The following is a 14,381-nucleotide window of genomic DNA, read 5'->3' as shown; positions in this document are numbered from 1 at the left end:
CCTCTTCCTTGTATGATGAATTCAGCAAGTCACATCTAGAAAGAATACGAGGAGGAATTATTAATGAAGAAGATGGTTTCTGTATTAATGACCACTATACTTATTTCAATACCGGTCACCCCTGCTTTTGCTCTAACGAATCATGATACTGTAAAAGAAAAGGCACAGGAGCTGGCTTCGAAGATCGTGTCCGATTATGGTGTAAGTGGATTGCAGTATGCAATTATGGATCATGGATCCATTGTTTTATCGGATAGCGCTGGTATATACGATAAAGCGACCAAGAGTCCGATAACCAAAGACACGATGTTTGGCATAGGCTCGGTAAGTAAAACGTATGTGTCTGCTGCAACGATGATGCTAGCTGATTCTAATAAAATTGATATTGATAAACCGCTAACCACGTATATCAAGGACTTTAAAATGGCAGATGAACGATATAAAGAGATTACGCCACGCATGTTGATGAATCATTCTTCAGGAATTTACGGTAGTTACTATGGGAATAGTTTATTGTTTGATGATACTGATATGAAAAATCATGATGAATTATTGGTCAAATTACAATCAGAGCGCTTAAAGTCAAACCCCGGCGAATCTTCGGTATATTGTAATAATGGTTTTCAGCTGCTTGAAATCTTGATTGAACGAGTGAGCGGTTTAAGTTATAGCGAATTTCTTGAAACCTATATTAGCAAGCCTCTTCATTTAAGCTCTACTAAAACACCACTTGATTCATTTGATAGAGGCAAGCTCGCAAAAACTTATTCTCCTTCGCAAGATCAGGCTTTACCCGTTGAGAATACCAATATCATTGGGACAGGAGGCATCTACTCCACAGCCGAAGAATTAAGTAAGTTCGCTGAAGTATTAATCGGGAATCGAACGGATATTTTATCTGAGAAGTCAGCAGAGGCGATGCAAAGTCACGAATATAGAAAGGGTGTGTGGGTTTCTGAAGAGACAAACACCATTAATTATGGTCTTGGTTGGGATGCCGTCCGTTTAGCGCCGTTTAGTGATTACGGAATAACCGCACTATATAAAGGTGGAGATACGCTTATGTATCACGCTGCTTTGACTACCCTACCCGAACATGATATTTCTATAGCTGTGCTTTCATCGGGAGGGGGTTCTATCTACAATAGTATGCTTGCATCTAATGTTTTATTGGAATATGCAAGAGCCAAGGGCATCATTAAAGAGATCCTACCTGAAAAAACATTTGAAGCTCCATTGAAAGTGGATATGCCATCGGATTTGATTGCTTACTCTGGATTATACGGTACCGTAGGTAAAACGATAAATCTGGAGATAAAGAACGGAGAGATTGATTTACCCACTCTAGGAAATGGATTTCTACCGCCTCAAAAATATGTATATACAGGCAATGGACAATTCAAAAACAACGATGGGAATGTAACCCTAAGCTTTGACCAACCGAAGAATGGAGAAACCTATTTAAAACTTAACGCTTACATAAATATTCCAGGATTAGGTCAAACAGTTATGGTGATGTATGAATATCAAAAGTTAGATTCCAACTCTCTCAATCAGTCAACTAAAACGGTATGGGAAGATAGAAATGGAAAAAGTTACTACACTTTGGATGAAAAGATAACTTCAGTCATGTATCTTAACAAAGCACTGTTGGCCAAAAATATATCCGTTGATACCAACCATGGATACGCATCCGGTACTAAAATTGTTGATAAGAATAAAGCAGTAAATGTAATTAATATTCCTATTATGAAGGGAAGAGATGCTTTTGATTTGAATTTCTATAACGTGAACCATGCAGAGCATTTAGTGATCGATGGACAATCCTATATCAGAGAAGATGCGATTCAACCCATTTATGAAGGGAACGACTCGTTTGCCGTTATACCATCCAATGGTCAAGCTGTATGGTATAAAATTGATGAAAAATCAGCCAATCGAGTCATGAACGTTGAGACTCCGGTAAGTGGGGAATTTGCCGTTTATGACAAGGATGGAATGGTTGTGAACTTTTCAAAGATAAGTAACAATCATTCGACAGTACTGCCTGAAGGTGGGATGATCGTTTTTGGTGGTAATGCGGGGGATGTATTTAAAATTAATTTGAAGAATAAATAGATTTGTAAAAGTCCGCATAATTAGCGGGCTTTTTGATTTAAGGCTATATAAGCAGGGCGTGAATGACTATTACAGCGATGCGATCGCTTGGGCCAGCCAGAATTACATCTGTTCTCTATTTAGCGCTATTGACTCTGGGGTATCTACTAGCGAAACAGTTCTCACAAGCATCGCCTTATGTATAGTTTCGGCAGCCCTTTGTTAATACTCATATTATTCTTTCCCTGCTATTAAAAAAGTCCCAGACGCTTCATGTTTTTCCTGATCTGTAATTCTTACAGAAAGCAAAAAAACAGCCGGTTTCCCGGCTGCTCTCTGTGTAAACTCTATTCCGTTGTGTAAGGCAACAATGCGATTGTACGGGAACGCTTGATAGCGATTGTCAATGCACGTTGGTACTTAGCGGAAGTACCAGTTACACGTCTAGGAAGAATCTTCCCGCGCTCACTGATGAACTTTTTGAGAGTTTCAATGTCTTTATAGTCAATGTGCTTGATTTTGTTAACTGTGAAGTAACAAACTTTACGACGTTTGCCTTTACCGCCTTTGCCACGAGGAGCAAATTTGCGGTCGCCGCGATCTTCACTATTGTTATCTCTTTTTTGGAAAGCCATGTGTTTGTTCAGTCCTTTCTACATTTAGAAAGGAAGTTTTGTAACCTGAGACATGTGTAATCCCCAACAAAACCCCGTTATTACTGGATTTGTATTGTGTTACACAACTATTCTGTGTAAGTTGTCAGTCTCCATTCCATGTTTCTTCTCGGATATACATGAGTTTACCCTTTAAGTATGCAACTTTAAGGCAATAAACCAATTTTTCCGTGTTATTCTTATTTTTCTAACAGTCGGCAGTTTAGTTTATTCAATTATCAAGGTTCATCAGAGAATCTTGTACATTATATTAGTCAAAGAAAGAAACTACAATAGCTAAATAGAAACAAAAAGTTTCAAAGTATGCACAATGGTAATCTTATAGTTCTTCGTTAGCGGAGAAACTGCCGAACGATTGTGGCTCAGCATTCCACTGGGCATACATTACTTTACCCCAATTCACTAATCAATAAAATATTTACTATATGGATGTGGTTCTACATTGTAGAGTGCGATGAGCCACGATTCGTTTTGCTGTTACATCAGAAAGCTTTAATTCACCGTTGACGCATGTTAACCAGTCATATCTATCTCTACCCATCCTACAAGAGACTATTGTGCCGCTATGCGCTCTTGAATGATTGTTCTGTCCTCATCACGCTTCAATTACCAGCCCTCACAGGTAGCGCCCCATTTGTAATGTTCAGCTTGCTCTTTATGAGTTTTCATGTACATATCTCCTCTCTTCTTTCAACTTCTCGGCATATAAAAAAAGACAACTGATTTTAAGAATCAGTTGCTCTAACGCTTCTACATATTCACAAATCTTTTCCACTTTTAATTAGACATGGGAGTGAAAATCGCTAAGGGCACCGTGGAGAATACGTGCAGCATCTGGAATGAATTGGGTGATTCAACTTCACCTCTGTTCCCTCATGCCTTTTTAACGTCACGTCCTAATATTTCTCGCTCTCTTTCATTCATAATCGATACCTAATGGATGAAATCCTGCGAATAGACGAGCTTGCGTGAGATAATCAAATCATACCGAGGGAGCGTAAAGATTTCACTAATCATAGCTGCCGCGCCGACATGGCAGCTACGATTAGTTGGATCGTGTGACAAGCCAGTTCTTACGTTTACTTAATCTTTGCTGATCGGAAACCAACCCGGTGCTGCCAGTATGAAATTCAATAGTTTTTTCGGAAGTTCCAACTGATCGAGTTTTGAAGTCTTCATCTCCGTATCGATCTCGGCCTCCTGGCCATTTTCGGTCTTTTCAACCCACTCGGAATCTATAAGCAACGCCTGACCAATAGCAATTAGCGGTAACCCTAACTCTACAGCTTTAAGTGCATCGTCCGGTGTTTTAACGGAACCAGCCGCCATCAACGGTACTCTGTCGTTTATTTTGTCGAGAATCAATTCGAGTCTCGATTTGTCACCTTCGTTATCAATCGGTTTTGAGGTCAGGTTATCTAAGGAAGCATGGATATAATCAACATCCAGTTGAACAAGCCGTTCGATTATTTCGTACGTATCACTCATACGCAATCCCCCATCTTTTGATGATTCTTCAGGGGAAATGCGGTAGCCCACAATAAACGGTTTTTGCGCATGTTTCTTAATGACATTTTGGATTTCATTAATAACAGCTGTAGGGAAACGCTATATGGATGTCATAAATGGTAAGAACCTTATCCCACCAGAGCTTTGACTGATTTAGAATCGATGCTCAAGTTTTCAAAATCAGGTTCTACGTGAAGGGCATACCATATTATTCGATAGTTTTCAGGACGCGTTCTAGATAAAAGAAAGAATAGACAGGGAAAACAACGACTGATTATAAGTTGATATTTTTGTTTACGGCAGTAGAATGGAGCATTATTCGGTATTTTTAAAAGACAAAACATATTTTGTTTCCGATTACACGAAAATATACCTAAATGGAAAATAAGCCTCCCAATCCGGTTGCGGACTGAGAGGCTCCTGTATCATTAGTTATTATTGCCTTCCAATCGTTTATGTTCGAATACGTATGCCAGAACTTCTCCCGGGTTTTTGCCCGACTTAAATTGAGAATAGAGTCCCTTCGCTGCAGCCGCTACTGACCATTGCTTCGTTTCAACCAGAACTTGAATGGCTTTGTTTATGCTCTGCATATACTCGTTATTCATCTCCATTGCCGTTTTTAGTTCTTTTTCGCTACTACCGATGCCTGAAAATTCCGGGGTCCGCTCGTTAGTCGCTTGGGAAAGAGCTCTACGCATTTCTTCTACGCCAAGATCCGTGCAATAGGCAGGCGACCCGGGTTGTTGACGCCAAGATTCGTCAAGCCCGCCAGCATCTACAGGATCAAAACCTGCCTCGGCTGCCAACTGGAACACGATTGCCTTAGCTGCAGCATCATCGCCAGATATGGGTAAAGCAAAGCGGTGAGAAAGTCCTGACTGAATTTCTTCCGTCAAGTTATACCAATACGTGGCATTAAACGCTTTGATAACCGGATGATGGATTTGCTGCTCGACCCAGCGGCTTTCGGGTAAACCTTTTTCAATAGCCTCGATAACGCCGTCGCGGAAAAAATAATAATTGCAGGTATCGATCACAATCGCACCTGGAGCAATCGTATTGAGGAATTCCTTTGGCAAATCGAGAATTCTATTTTCAGGAATAGAAAGGATAATAACTTCGGCTCCTTGAGCGACGTCCTGAACCGTTGCTGGAGTTGCTCCCGTCTCTTTGGCTAATTCGTGCAGAGCTGGGGAGTTACTTGAATTAGCGATAGTTACAGTATGTCCTTTTCTAGTGTAAATCCGGGCAAGGTTACCTCCGACATCTCCCGTTCCGACAATAGCAATTTTCATATTGAACAACCTTCTTTCTTAGTTTTTTATTGTAGTCAATAGTGACCGCGACGGGGTCCGCAACTGCCGATCCCGTTTTATTAATTGAACCAACGTTCTCCGTTTAGCGTAAAGATTTCACTAATCATAGCTGCCGCGCCGACATGGCAGCTACGATTAGTTGGATCGTGTGACAAGCCAGTTCTTACGTTTACTTAATCTTTGCTGATCGGAAACCAACCCGGTGCTGCCAGTATGAAATTCAATAGTTTTTTTGGAAGTTCCAGCTGATCTAGTTTTGAAGTCTTCATCTCCGTATCGATCTCGGCCTCCTGGCCATTTTCGGTCTTCTCAACCCACTCGGGATCTACAACCAACGCATGACCAATAGCAATTAGCGGTAATCCTAACTCTACAGCTTTAAGTGCATCGTCCGGTGTTTTGACGGAACCAGCCGCCATTAACGGTACTCTGTCGTTTATTTTGTCGAGAATCAATTCGAGTCTCGATTTGTCACCTTCGTTATCAATCGGTTTTGAGGTCAGGTTATCTAAGGAAGCATGGATATAATCAACATCCAGTTGAACAAGCCGTTCGATTATTTCGTACGTATCACTCATACGCAATCCCCCATCTTTTGATGATTCTTCAGGGGAAATGCGGTAGCCCACAATAAACGGTTTTTGCGCATGTTTCTTAATGACATTTTGGATTTCATTAATAACTGCTGTAGGGAAACGCAAGCGGTTTTCTAGAGTGCCGCCCCATTCGTCGGTACGTTGATTTGTCATTGGTGACCAGAAATTTTGAATTAAAAATCCATGTGCCCCGTGAATTTCAATACCATCAAATCCAGCTTCGATCGCTCTTCTTGTGGTTTCACCAAAGGCATGGATAATGGATAAAATCTCCTCATGTGTCAACTCTCTAGTTTCTACGCTTGGTGCAAAGGTCGTTTCTTCCGTTTTCATTGCAGTAGGACTTACTATATCGAGGCCCGGCAAAGCCTTATTACCGGCATGGAAGACTTGAAGTAAAGCAGGAGCTCCGCCACTTTTCGCAGCATCTGCGAGTTTTCTCAGACTCGGAATAAAGGAATCATCGTAAGCGGCAAATTCATCAGTAAAGCCTTGACCGTTTGCAGTGACCTGCGTGCATCCCGTTATTACGAGTCCAACACCCTTAACTCTTTTGCGGTAATAGCTGATTTCTTCGTTGGAAATCGTTAGATCATCGTTGCTCGACCAGGTAGTCATCGGCGCCATAACGACACGATTCTTAATCGTGATACCATTTTTGAACGTGAAAGGTTGGAACAGTTGGTTGTAGTTTGTAGTCATTATTTGTCCTCATTTCTTGATTTAATTGATCGAACGTTCGTTTATAATAAGTGCAAAAAAAATTACTGACTTATCTTAAGATTTCCTGTCCGACTGTTTTTATAATAAACGTTCATTCGATTAAAATCAAGTGGTAATAATCAGAGGGGGCTGTCCCCCTCTGAAAATATCAAACTAAGCTTTTACAGCATCCCAGGTCATTTGAATTAATTCGTTAACACTTTCTTCTTTCAAAGCCATTCGTCCACCAAAATATTCTTTAGCATATTGAACAGCCGGATAAAACATGAACATTTGGAGCAAACTCATATCTACCTGTTTGAAAACATTTTGAATCTTACCTTTTTCAAATAAGCTACAGATTGGTTCAAACAGTTCATCTTCTTCTTTTCGGGATATTTTATGAAGAAGAGGTGAGTTTGAAAATTGCTCTATAAATAAAAATTCATCTTTATTGGTCAAAATATAGTTAATAAACTTTGTCAACGTATGGTGGAAAGCTGTTTGAATGGAGATGGAGTCATCATAATTCGAATACACTTCAAGACACATCTTCTTATTGACGCTCAAATATAATTTATTCAGCATATCCTCCTTGTTTTCAAAGTAAACGTAAATCGTCGAAGCAGATACGCCTGCTTTCTTCGCAATCTTGGACATTGAAGTTTCAGATAAACCAATTTCATTTATCAGCTGGATCGCTGCATTAAAAATGCTCTCACTTTTATTTTCATCTTTATGTCTCATAGTTTAAAACTAAACGATCATTCGATTAAAGTCAAGTTCCTTTATGAGCATCCTGTAATGAGATAATATTCTTGTTACCAGTTATTTCTACATGGGAGTCATAAATGGTAAGAACTTTATCCCACCAGAGTTGATTTTAACAATATTTAATTCGTTCTTTTTCTAACATTAAATAACTATTGAACTATGCTTGCCCTTTAGCTTAATGAGGCCCCCCGATCTATCCCGAGGCGGCCTCATTATGTTTGTGTTGAGCTATCATTTTCCGTTAGCGGAATGATGATTCACGCAATGGTCCCAACCGGACGATCCGTTGACGATGCAAGCCAAGGACGATTGGGCTGCTCATCATCAGGGATTGCATTGTCGTCGGAGTAGGCGGGACAGATGCGAGTCAAACCTACTTGACCCGGGCTCGGCGGATGTTAATCGTCCAAACGCCCACGCCACCATCAGCGGGAACTCTTCTCGCCACATCACATCGTCGTGCGACGCGACCCGCTCTCTCATTTCAACGTCAGCACCTGCATCGCGCAGCGCAGCCGCCCACCGGGTCGCGTTCTCGAGGAAGAACGGCTCCAGTGTGCCGGCGACGTATACCGTAACCTGACGACCACCATCATACTCGAGCGTCTCTGTGACGAGCTCTCCCGCGATCTTCATATCTCACATCTCCTGTGTTTATAATCAAACTTATCTCGTGTAGAGCAACTCATAGGATAACCTGAAGAAACAAGTAACAGTACGGTTTGAACAGTCTCGAGCGAAACAATAAGATCTTCAAGAGAAACGTTTATCAAGGGTAGTATCAGCGAAGCTGAAGCTGTCACCAAGTGCAATCTTTCTATACCCCCAAACCTATTACAATATAGCCGAGCTACGCAAACCTTTAAAGAGCTTCTAGCCCAGGGGATCGATGATGCATTGATTCAGCCTTATTCTGGCCATGAAAGCCGTAAATCATTAGAAGTTTACTCTTGATATTTTGGTATGCAGTAACTTCCTTACACGAAACCGCCCATAACAACATATCTGGAGCGGAAATCTAACCACCCACTAGTCTCTTCTGAAAGCATCTTACCGAATTTCAGTAAGTTGAACACTTCGAGCGGTGAATTGATCAGCAGGGTGACGGTCTACACATACCGGTACCTTAAGGGTATTGCATGGATAGTATCACCCATTCCTGAATGTCCTCATCAAGGATGCAGAAGTCTAATGACCATGTTATCCAACCACTGCATGATCCGAATGTCATCTCTAAAGGTCTTTTAAGGCACGAGAGCGAACGTCCAATCATTTATAGTAGCTAGATCGGAGTATTGTCTTGTGACGTTTCTTCTGAGTACCGTCTATGACTACAGCTTTCTGAAACGTGTGCTTGTGGATCTCATAACGCCAGTTGTAATGCAGTGAAGCCTTTGCCACGATCAGGACCCGCCATACTTCACCTCTACGCTTACGGGCTTCCATAGCTGTCCCTACTTGGAACGACTTACCTAAGCCCACGTCATCAGCCAATATGAGGAACGGACGCTCAACCATAGCGTTAAATCTACGCACCATAATGTACACCACCGCGGGGGTGGAATTTTATCTAAAGATAAAAAAGAGACGCAGTAAAAACACTGTGTCCCTGTAACAACTAATCTTGCTATATACTTCTTTTTTATTTAATTCATGTGCTAGTAAAGTCATATCCTTACTTCAATATCTCTAAACTGCTTAGCAATTAATTACTCGAAAATTATGTTTAAATGATCCCTTGTAAAACAAGTGAGTCTTTGTTGGTTAGTGTGGTTAAGATTGACGTGACTCCAGGCAGTTATTCAAGAAAATTAATGAGAACCTGCACGACCCACTGAATCAAAACCGTTCTCACGAATTCACTTGAGCTACGTCTTCATCTTTTCTCGATATCATCTCCCTTAACAAAACAAAGAGCAACCGGTTTCCCAGTTGCCCTTTGTTTCAAATCCTATTCCGTTGTGTAAGGCAACAATGCGATTGTACGGGAACGCTTGATAGCGATCGTCAATGCACGTTGGTACTTAGCGGAAGTACCAGTTACACGTCTAGGAAGAATCTTCCCGCGCTCACTGATGAACTTTTTGAGAGTCTCAATGTCTTTATAGTCAATGTGCTTGATTTTGTTAACTGTGAAGTAACAAACTTTACGACGTTTGCCTTTACCGCCTTTGCCACGTGGAGCAAATTTGCGGTCGCCGCGATCTTCACTATTGTTATCTCTTTTTTGGAAAGCCATGTGTTTGTTCAGTCCTTTCTACATTTAGAATGGCAAGTCATCATCGGAAATATCGATCGGTTTTCCGTCATCAATGAAAGGATCCTGCTGCTCGCGCGATCCACCGCCACGATTGCCACTACCGCTTCCGCCGCCGTAGCTAGCGTTAGAGTTAGATGATCCGCTTTCTTCACGACTTCCGGCACTATTACTCGATTCAAGGAAGCGTACATTATCGGCAATAACTTCGGTCACGTATACACGCTTGCCCTCATTATTATCGTAATTCCGTACCTGAATGCGGCCTTCCACTGCTGTCAAACGACCTTTACGCAAATAGTTCGCGCATGTTTCGGCAAGCTGCCTCCACGTGACGATATTGATAAAGTCCGCTTCTCGTTCTTTCGAACCTCCACTTGTGAAAGGACGGTCTACTGCAAGAGTAAACTGCGTAACGGCTACACCGGCTGGCGTATAGCGAAGTTCTGGATCTTTGGTCAATCTACCGATAAGAATAACACGGTTCAACATCGGACATTCCCCCTGACGAAAATACTGGCATGCATTTAAGCTACGTCGTTTGTGATTAAGTGACGGATAACTTCATCCGAAATCTTAAGTACGCGATCAAGTTCAGTTACAACAGCAGGTTCTGCGTTGAAGTGTACCAGCACATAGTGCCCGTCACGGAACTTATTGATCTCATACGCAAGACGGCGTTTGCCCATCAGGTCATGTTTGGAGACTTCGCCTCCACCGTTCGTGATGATGCCTTGGAACTTTTCTACTGTAGATTGAACAACTTCTTGCTCAATATCAGTACGAATGATGTACATCATTTCATATTTGCGCATGTATTTCACCTCCTTTTGGACTAAGCGGCTCCTATTCGAACTTGTTAGACAAGCGAAGGAGCAAGGAGCGAGGATTCTTATTCAAAACTCGCACCTGAATACTATAGCAAATTAGGCGACAAATTACAAGTTTTTCTCTTTCGATAAGAGAAGGATGAACATGGTAATGCCCTACATACATGGTTCCCCTTGATAAGGGTAATCTAAACACGATAATAATTCTTGTGAAGAGGTGATCATTGTGGGTGAATGGACACATTTTAATGAAGGCGATCATGTTCCTAACGACGGTGAGTATATGGAGATCGGCGAGAATGCTTTTCACATGGGGATTACGAACCCGAAAACAGTTACTTTGAAAAAAGGTGATACCTTCCCGGCCACTAGCAACCATAACCGGAAATGGCACCGCAAAGGGCTGCGGCAATAAGTTTGATCATGACAAGGAGAATGACTCCATGCGAACAACTACATTTACCTGGCTGTTCACCTTTCTTGGTGCAGCTCTCTGTTTAGTTCATTATTTATTTCATGATCATGACGCTTTCTATATGATCTTCTATGCTCTCAGCATACCGGCTTGGTTTGCATCCACTTTTACGAACATCTATGAAATATCGATGTCTAAGATGTTGATCATTTATGTGCTGACCATCGCCACATGGACGATCGTCGGCTACGTGATTGACCGCTACTCCGTCAGCCATAAACAGAAAAAAACCTACTAGTTTTCGGATTCTACTGAAGTTCCCTCTGAGCACCTGTTCAGAGGGTTTTTCGCAGTCACGTCTGTCTATTAGGTGTGTATTAGGCGAAATTTTATTACGTCTACGTTTCGGAAGCAGGTATAATTCTTTTCACTGGAATTTGTCCAGTGAAATCAGCCGTCAAAGAGCTGAGTGCAAGCTTCCACTGGAAATAATCCAATGATTTATTCATTTTAACCTCAAATGTACCTTCTTGATGGATTATGCATTGGAGTTTTTCCAATGAAAACGTTACTTCAAGTTATTCAAACTAGTTTGCATTGGAATTAATCCAATGAAACCAGTTTTTCACTTCATCTCTTCTCAAAGAAGGGGAGACCCCTGCTTTACCTTCATTTGCCCACATGTAGAAATAGGTAAACCCATACTTTTATCCATGGGGAGGGAGGCGTGTGGGGCTCCAACCGCAAATCACCTTTCCACCCTCACCACCTTCCCTCTTCTATTCTACTTTGAGCTGCCTTCCACTTCTTTGTTTTCTATCCGGTCTGAGATCCGGTATTCGTATCCATATCCCTTTGTATTACTCTGGATACGTAGCCCCTCCACAGCTCTCACATGTAAATTGTAGCGGTACGGTCGGATCCCTCAATAATAAGGGCTAAGCTTCACTCACCCAAACCCAAAAAAAGCCACACAACAAATTTCGTTGCGCGGCTTCTGCAATTACTTCCGAAATACTTGCTTCTCTGAAATCTTGCCATCTGCAAAATATACAACTTCCAAGATGTAACCAGGCTGATTGGATATTGCAAAATCATATGTTTTCTTGCCATTCTCATCTTTGACTAGTTTTCCTTTGGCGCCTGTTTGCTTCACCAAATCATCGTAGGTGTCTGTCGTGCTTATTTTATCGACCTGTTCCTTCGTAATCTGTGGAAGTGGCTCATCCTTCGCAGCGTCCTTGCTGCCAGCCTGTGGAGTCGCTGTCGCTGCTGTCCCCCCGTTTGTCCCACTAGGCGTCGCAGAAGCCCCAGCAGAGGGCTGTACCGTCGCTCCTGTTGTTGGGATAGGAGTTGTTGTACTCGTCCCCTCATTCTTCTTTGAGCAGCCTGTAACGACTAGGCCCAATACGATTGCCATCATCAACCAATTTTTCTTCATAGCCTTCTACCTCCTTCTTTTTGCCTATGCACAGTTATAGATTTAGTCTGCTTCCTTTCACTGCCTTCTATCCCTGCAAATAAACAAAAGAGCTTATTACATCCTTATAGACGTAACAAGCCCCTATATTGTTTCAAATTGTTATTTTGCACATTATATGCTAAACAAAAAAGCCTCCTACATTATAGTCATGTAGAAAGCTTCTTAACGATTTCGTTTATGGACGGAAAGAGTGGGAGTCGAACCCACGCACGCCTCGCGACGCCTAACTGATTTCGAGTCAGCCCCCTTGGACCACTTGGGTACCTTTCCAAGAAAACGAGAACAGGACTTATTGTATCAAAAAAGTCTGTCTCTCGCAAGTGTTTTCCGCTAGCTTTTTAAGAAGTCTCTTCGGTTGCTTCTGCATTCGATCTCAGCACTTTTTTCAGCTTGCTTTCGAACTTTGTTCGAGGAACAAGAACGCTGTGTTTACAGCCCACGCATTTGATTCGAATATCCATGCCCATGCGGATGATTTCCATTTCATTGGTGCCACACGGATGGGGCTTTTTCATCTGCACAATATCGCCTAGCTGATACTGCTTCTTCTCCATTCGCCTGTCACCGCCTTCTCCAAGTAATAAGTTAGGAGCCTCCCAGATTGATCACTTCAATTTGGCTCATATCGAATTGCTTCTTGATTTCAATATTCAAAAGCCTTGTAACATTAAATTGAGTAGTCGGCTTACACTCGGCAATAACACGAATTTTCAAATCTGTCGTTCCGACAACCTGCACCCCAAGGACCTCAGGCTCTTTGACGATGTTATCTGTCAGCGTCTGTACATGTCTGACCGTATCTTTGAGAATTTGTGTCGCTTGATCAATATCCAGATGGCTCGGCACCGTCACATCAACAACCGCTAAGGAATTATAAGTTGAGAAGTTCGTTACCTGTTTGATGTTTCCATTCGGAATAATATGGACCTCACCCGTCCAACTTTTGATTCTTGTTACGCGTATGCCGATTTCTTCAACCGTCCCTTTAAAGGCATCAATCTGGATAACGTCCCCTACCCCAAATTGATCTTCAAAAATAATAAAGAAGCCCGTTATTACATCTTTGACCAAACTCTGTGCTCCGAAACCAATCGCTAACCCCACAACCCCTGCTCCTGCGAGCAGCGGCCCCAAATTCAAGCCAACTTGACCCAAGATGAGCATGATGCAAATCAGATTGATTGTGTAAGTGATTAGATTATGTATGAGACTTCCAATCGTATTCGATCTTCTTCGATCAAATTTAAGGGGCGACTTATCCCTTGCCAGCATCATATGATTGATGGTCTTGTTCGCTATATGAATGCATATTTTAGCTACGACATAGATTAATATAATTTTCACGATAATCCAGAATATCGAAGCTAGCATTTCAGGTTTTGTAACATGTTCGCGGATCCATTGCATTAAATTCGTATAATATTCAGTTATAAAGGCCATCTTGAGACCTCCTTATCGTCATTCCATCGTAACATAAATATCGTCTTTTTTAAAATAAATGCCTCTGATTTCTACATGCTCCGACGCAATGATCTCTTTCACTTGTGATAGATTCTCTCCGGGAAATTCAATGGAAAGCGCACAACCTGCCGTGATTTCTTTCGGCGTAGGTCTGATATCGATTTCGATATCTGCGTACTCTAGCAGCATCTCTGCACGAAGCGCTTGCTGGGTCGAATCGAATGCTAATAACATCACTGAAAGTTTCAGGGAAAATCCCCCTCT

General features: G+C 41.9%; 16 protein-coding genes, 1 tRNA gene and 1 pseudogene. 3 read left to right on the top strand and 15 right to left on the bottom strand.

The genetic code is table 11. From position 1 onward, the window contains the following. Nucleotides 1–63: 63 nt before the first annotated feature. The gene (locus HQN90_RS19885) at nt 64–2,118 is read left to right on the top strand and encodes a serine hydrolase domain-containing protein (protein ID WP_173221853.1); all 2,055 of its coding nucleotides are present in this window, start codon (nt 64–66) and stop codon (nt 2,116–2,118) included. A gap of 326 nt (nt 2,119–2,444) precedes the next feature. On the opposite strand, the gene rpsR (HQN90_RS19880) is transcribed toward HQN90_RS19885, so the two are convergent. The 10 genes and pseudogenes from rpsR (HQN90_RS19880) to rpsF all read right to left on the bottom strand — a co-directional run bounded on the left by rpsR (HQN90_RS19880) (nt 2,445) and on the right by rpsF (nt 10,743). Next, complete coding sequence (gene rpsR, locus HQN90_RS19880) at nt 2,445–2,732, bottom strand: 30S ribosomal protein S18 (protein ID WP_029196139.1); 288 nt, start codon at nt 2,730–2,732, stop codon at nt 2,445–2,447. Between the two features lie 1,122 nt (nt 2,733–3,854). Further along, a pseudogene (locus HQN90_RS19875) lies at nt 3,855–4,367 on the bottom strand (oxidoreductase); the annotation flags it as partial. Nucleotides 4,368–4,708: 341 nt separating this feature from the next. Further along, entirely contained in the window at nt 4,709–5,578 is an 870-nt protein-coding gene (locus tag HQN90_RS19870) for an NADPH-dependent F420 reductase (RefSeq protein ID WP_173221851.1), read from the bottom strand. A gap of 194 nt (nt 5,579–5,772) precedes the next feature. Then, entirely contained in the window at nt 5,773–6,897 is a 1,125-nt protein-coding gene (locus tag HQN90_RS19865) for an NADH-dependent flavin oxidoreductase (protein ID WP_173221849.1), read from the bottom strand. A gap of 174 nt (nt 6,898–7,071) precedes the next feature. Then, the gene (locus tag HQN90_RS19860) at nt 7,072–7,644 is read right to left on the bottom strand and encodes a TetR/AcrR family transcriptional regulator (protein ID WP_173221847.1); all 573 of its coding nucleotides are present in this window, start codon (nt 7,642–7,644) and stop codon (nt 7,072–7,074) included. A gap of 351 nt (nt 7,645–7,995) precedes the next feature. Continuing rightward, nucleotides 7,996–8,307, bottom strand: coding sequence for a hypothetical protein (locus tag HQN90_RS38340; RefSeq protein WP_216855386.1), 312 nt, complete (start codon nt 8,305–8,307; stop codon nt 7,996–7,998). Nucleotides 8,308–8,940: 633 nt separating this feature from the next. Then, the gene (locus HQN90_RS19850; RefSeq protein ID WP_173221845.1) at nt 8,941–9,210 is read right to left on the bottom strand and encodes an SNF2-related protein; all 270 of its coding nucleotides are present in this window, start codon (nt 9,208–9,210) and stop codon (nt 8,941–8,943) included. A 412-nt stretch (nt 9,211–9,622) separates the two neighbouring features. Then, the gene (rpsR, locus tag HQN90_RS19845) at nt 9,623–9,910 is read right to left on the bottom strand and encodes a 30S ribosomal protein S18 (protein ID WP_029196139.1); all 288 of its coding nucleotides are present in this window, start codon (nt 9,908–9,910) and stop codon (nt 9,623–9,625) included. Between the two features lie 24 nt (nt 9,911–9,934). Then, nucleotides 9,935–10,420: a single-stranded DNA-binding protein gene (gene ssb, locus HQN90_RS19840; protein WP_173221843.1), complete on the bottom strand. Its 486-nt coding sequence runs from the start codon at nt 10,418–10,420 to the stop codon at nt 9,935–9,937. 35 nt (nt 10,421–10,455) lie between these two features. Further along, on the bottom strand, nt 10,456–10,743 hold the full coding sequence (gene rpsF / locus HQN90_RS19835) for a 30S ribosomal protein S6 (RefSeq protein ID WP_173221841.1): 288 nt from the start codon (nt 10,741–10,743) through the stop codon (nt 10,456–10,458). Between the two features lie 241 nt (nt 10,744–10,984). Here rpsF and HQN90_RS19830 point away from each other — a divergent pair, with 241 nt between their 5' ends. Next, nucleotides 10,985–11,173 carry a YjzC family protein gene (locus HQN90_RS19830; protein WP_173221839.1) on the top strand — a complete coding sequence of 63 codons (189 nt, stop codon included), beginning with the start codon at nt 10,985–10,987 and terminating at the stop codon, nt 11,171–11,173. A 28-nt stretch (nt 11,174–11,201) separates the two neighbouring features. After that, nucleotides 11,202–11,471, top strand: a complete 270-nt coding sequence (locus tag HQN90_RS19825; RefSeq protein WP_173221837.1) for a hypothetical protein — start codon at nt 11,202–11,204, stop codon at nt 11,469–11,471. Between the two features lie 705 nt (nt 11,472–12,176). On the opposite strand, the gene HQN90_RS19820 is transcribed toward HQN90_RS19825, so the two are convergent. The 5 genes from HQN90_RS19820 to HQN90_RS19800 form a co-directional block, all read right to left on the bottom strand. Next, nucleotides 12,177–12,614 carry a hypothetical protein gene (locus tag HQN90_RS19820; RefSeq protein ID WP_173221835.1) on the bottom strand — a complete coding sequence of 146 codons (438 nt, stop codon included), beginning with the start codon at nt 12,612–12,614 and terminating at the stop codon, nt 12,177–12,179. Nucleotides 12,615–12,838: 224 nt separating this feature from the next. Further along, a tRNA-Ser gene (locus HQN90_RS19815) sits at nt 12,839–12,926 on the bottom strand. A 68-nt stretch (nt 12,927–12,994) separates the two neighbouring features. After that, nucleotides 12,995–13,210, bottom strand: coding sequence for a DUF951 domain-containing protein (locus HQN90_RS19810; RefSeq protein WP_079415837.1), 216 nt, complete (start codon nt 13,208–13,210; stop codon nt 12,995–12,997). Nucleotides 13,211–13,241: 31 nt separating this feature from the next. After that, on the bottom strand, nt 13,242–14,096 hold the full coding sequence (locus HQN90_RS19805) for a mechanosensitive ion channel family protein (RefSeq protein WP_173221833.1): 855 nt from the start codon (nt 14,094–14,096) through the stop codon (nt 13,242–13,244). An 18-nt stretch (nt 14,097–14,114) separates the two neighbouring features. Further along, entirely contained in the window at nt 14,115–14,351 is a 237-nt protein-coding gene (locus HQN90_RS19800; protein WP_173221831.1) for a putative Se/S carrier protein, read from the bottom strand. Nucleotides 14,352–14,381: the final 30 nt, after the last annotated feature.

Origin of the sequence: Paenibacillus alba (assembly GCF_013204855.1) — a bacterium.
GTDB lineage: Bacteria > Bacillota > Bacilli > Paenibacillales > NBRC-103111 > Paenibacillus_E > Paenibacillus_E alba.
This window is presented reverse-complemented; position numbering and strand designations above follow the sequence as displayed.

What these genes read in the sequence shown, in the direction of transcription:
- HQN90_RS19885 (WP_173221853.1), top strand. Translation starts at nt 64, where the DNA reads ATGAAGAAGATGGTTTCTGTATTAATGACCACTATACTTATTTCAATA.
- rpsF (WP_173221841.1), bottom strand. Translation starts at nt 10,743, where the DNA reads ATGCGCAAATATGAAATGATGTACATCATTCGTACTGATATTGAGCAA.
- rpsR (WP_029196139.1), bottom strand. Translation starts at nt 2,732, where the DNA reads ATGGCTTTCCAAAAAAGAGATAACAATAGTGAAGATCGCGGCGACCGC.
- HQN90_RS19805 (WP_173221833.1), bottom strand. Translation starts at nt 14,096, where the DNA reads ATGGCCTTTATAACTGAATATTATACGAATTTAATGCAATGGATCCGC.
- ssb (WP_173221843.1), bottom strand. Translation starts at nt 10,420, where the DNA reads ATGTTGAACCGTGTTATTCTTATCGGTAGATTGACCAAAGATCCAGAA.
- HQN90_RS19800 (WP_173221831.1), bottom strand. Translation starts at nt 14,351, where the DNA reads ATGTTATTAGCATTCGATTCGACCCAGCAAGCGCTTCGTGCAGAGATG.
- HQN90_RS19850 (WP_173221845.1), bottom strand. Translation starts at nt 9,210, where the DNA reads ATGGTGCGTAGATTTAACGCTATGGTTGAGCGTCCGTTCCTCATATTG.
- HQN90_RS19870 (WP_173221851.1), bottom strand. Translation starts at nt 5,578, where the DNA reads ATGAAAATTGCTATTGTCGGAACGGGAGATGTCGGAGGTAACCTTGCC.
- HQN90_RS38340 (WP_216855386.1), bottom strand. Translation starts at nt 8,307, where the DNA reads ATGAAGATCGCGGGAGAGCTCGTCACAGAGACGCTCGAGTATGATGGT.
- HQN90_RS19810 (WP_079415837.1), bottom strand. Translation starts at nt 13,210, where the DNA reads ATGGAGAAGAAGCAGTATCAGCTAGGCGATATTGTGCAGATGAAAAAG.
- HQN90_RS19860 (WP_173221847.1), bottom strand. Translation starts at nt 7,644, where the DNA reads ATGAGACATAAAGATGAAAATAAAAGTGAGAGCATTTTTAATGCAGCG.
- rpsR (WP_029196139.1), bottom strand. Translation starts at nt 9,910, where the DNA reads ATGGCTTTCCAAAAAAGAGATAACAATAGTGAAGATCGCGGCGACCGC.
- HQN90_RS19820 (WP_173221835.1), bottom strand. Translation starts at nt 12,614, where the DNA reads ATGAAGAAAAATTGGTTGATGATGGCAATCGTATTGGGCCTAGTCGTT.
- HQN90_RS19865 (WP_173221849.1), bottom strand. Translation starts at nt 6,897, where the DNA reads ATGACTACAAACTACAACCAACTGTTCCAACCTTTCACGTTCAAAAAT.
- HQN90_RS19825 (WP_173221837.1), top strand. Translation starts at nt 11,202, where the DNA reads ATGCGAACAACTACATTTACCTGGCTGTTCACCTTTCTTGGTGCAGCT.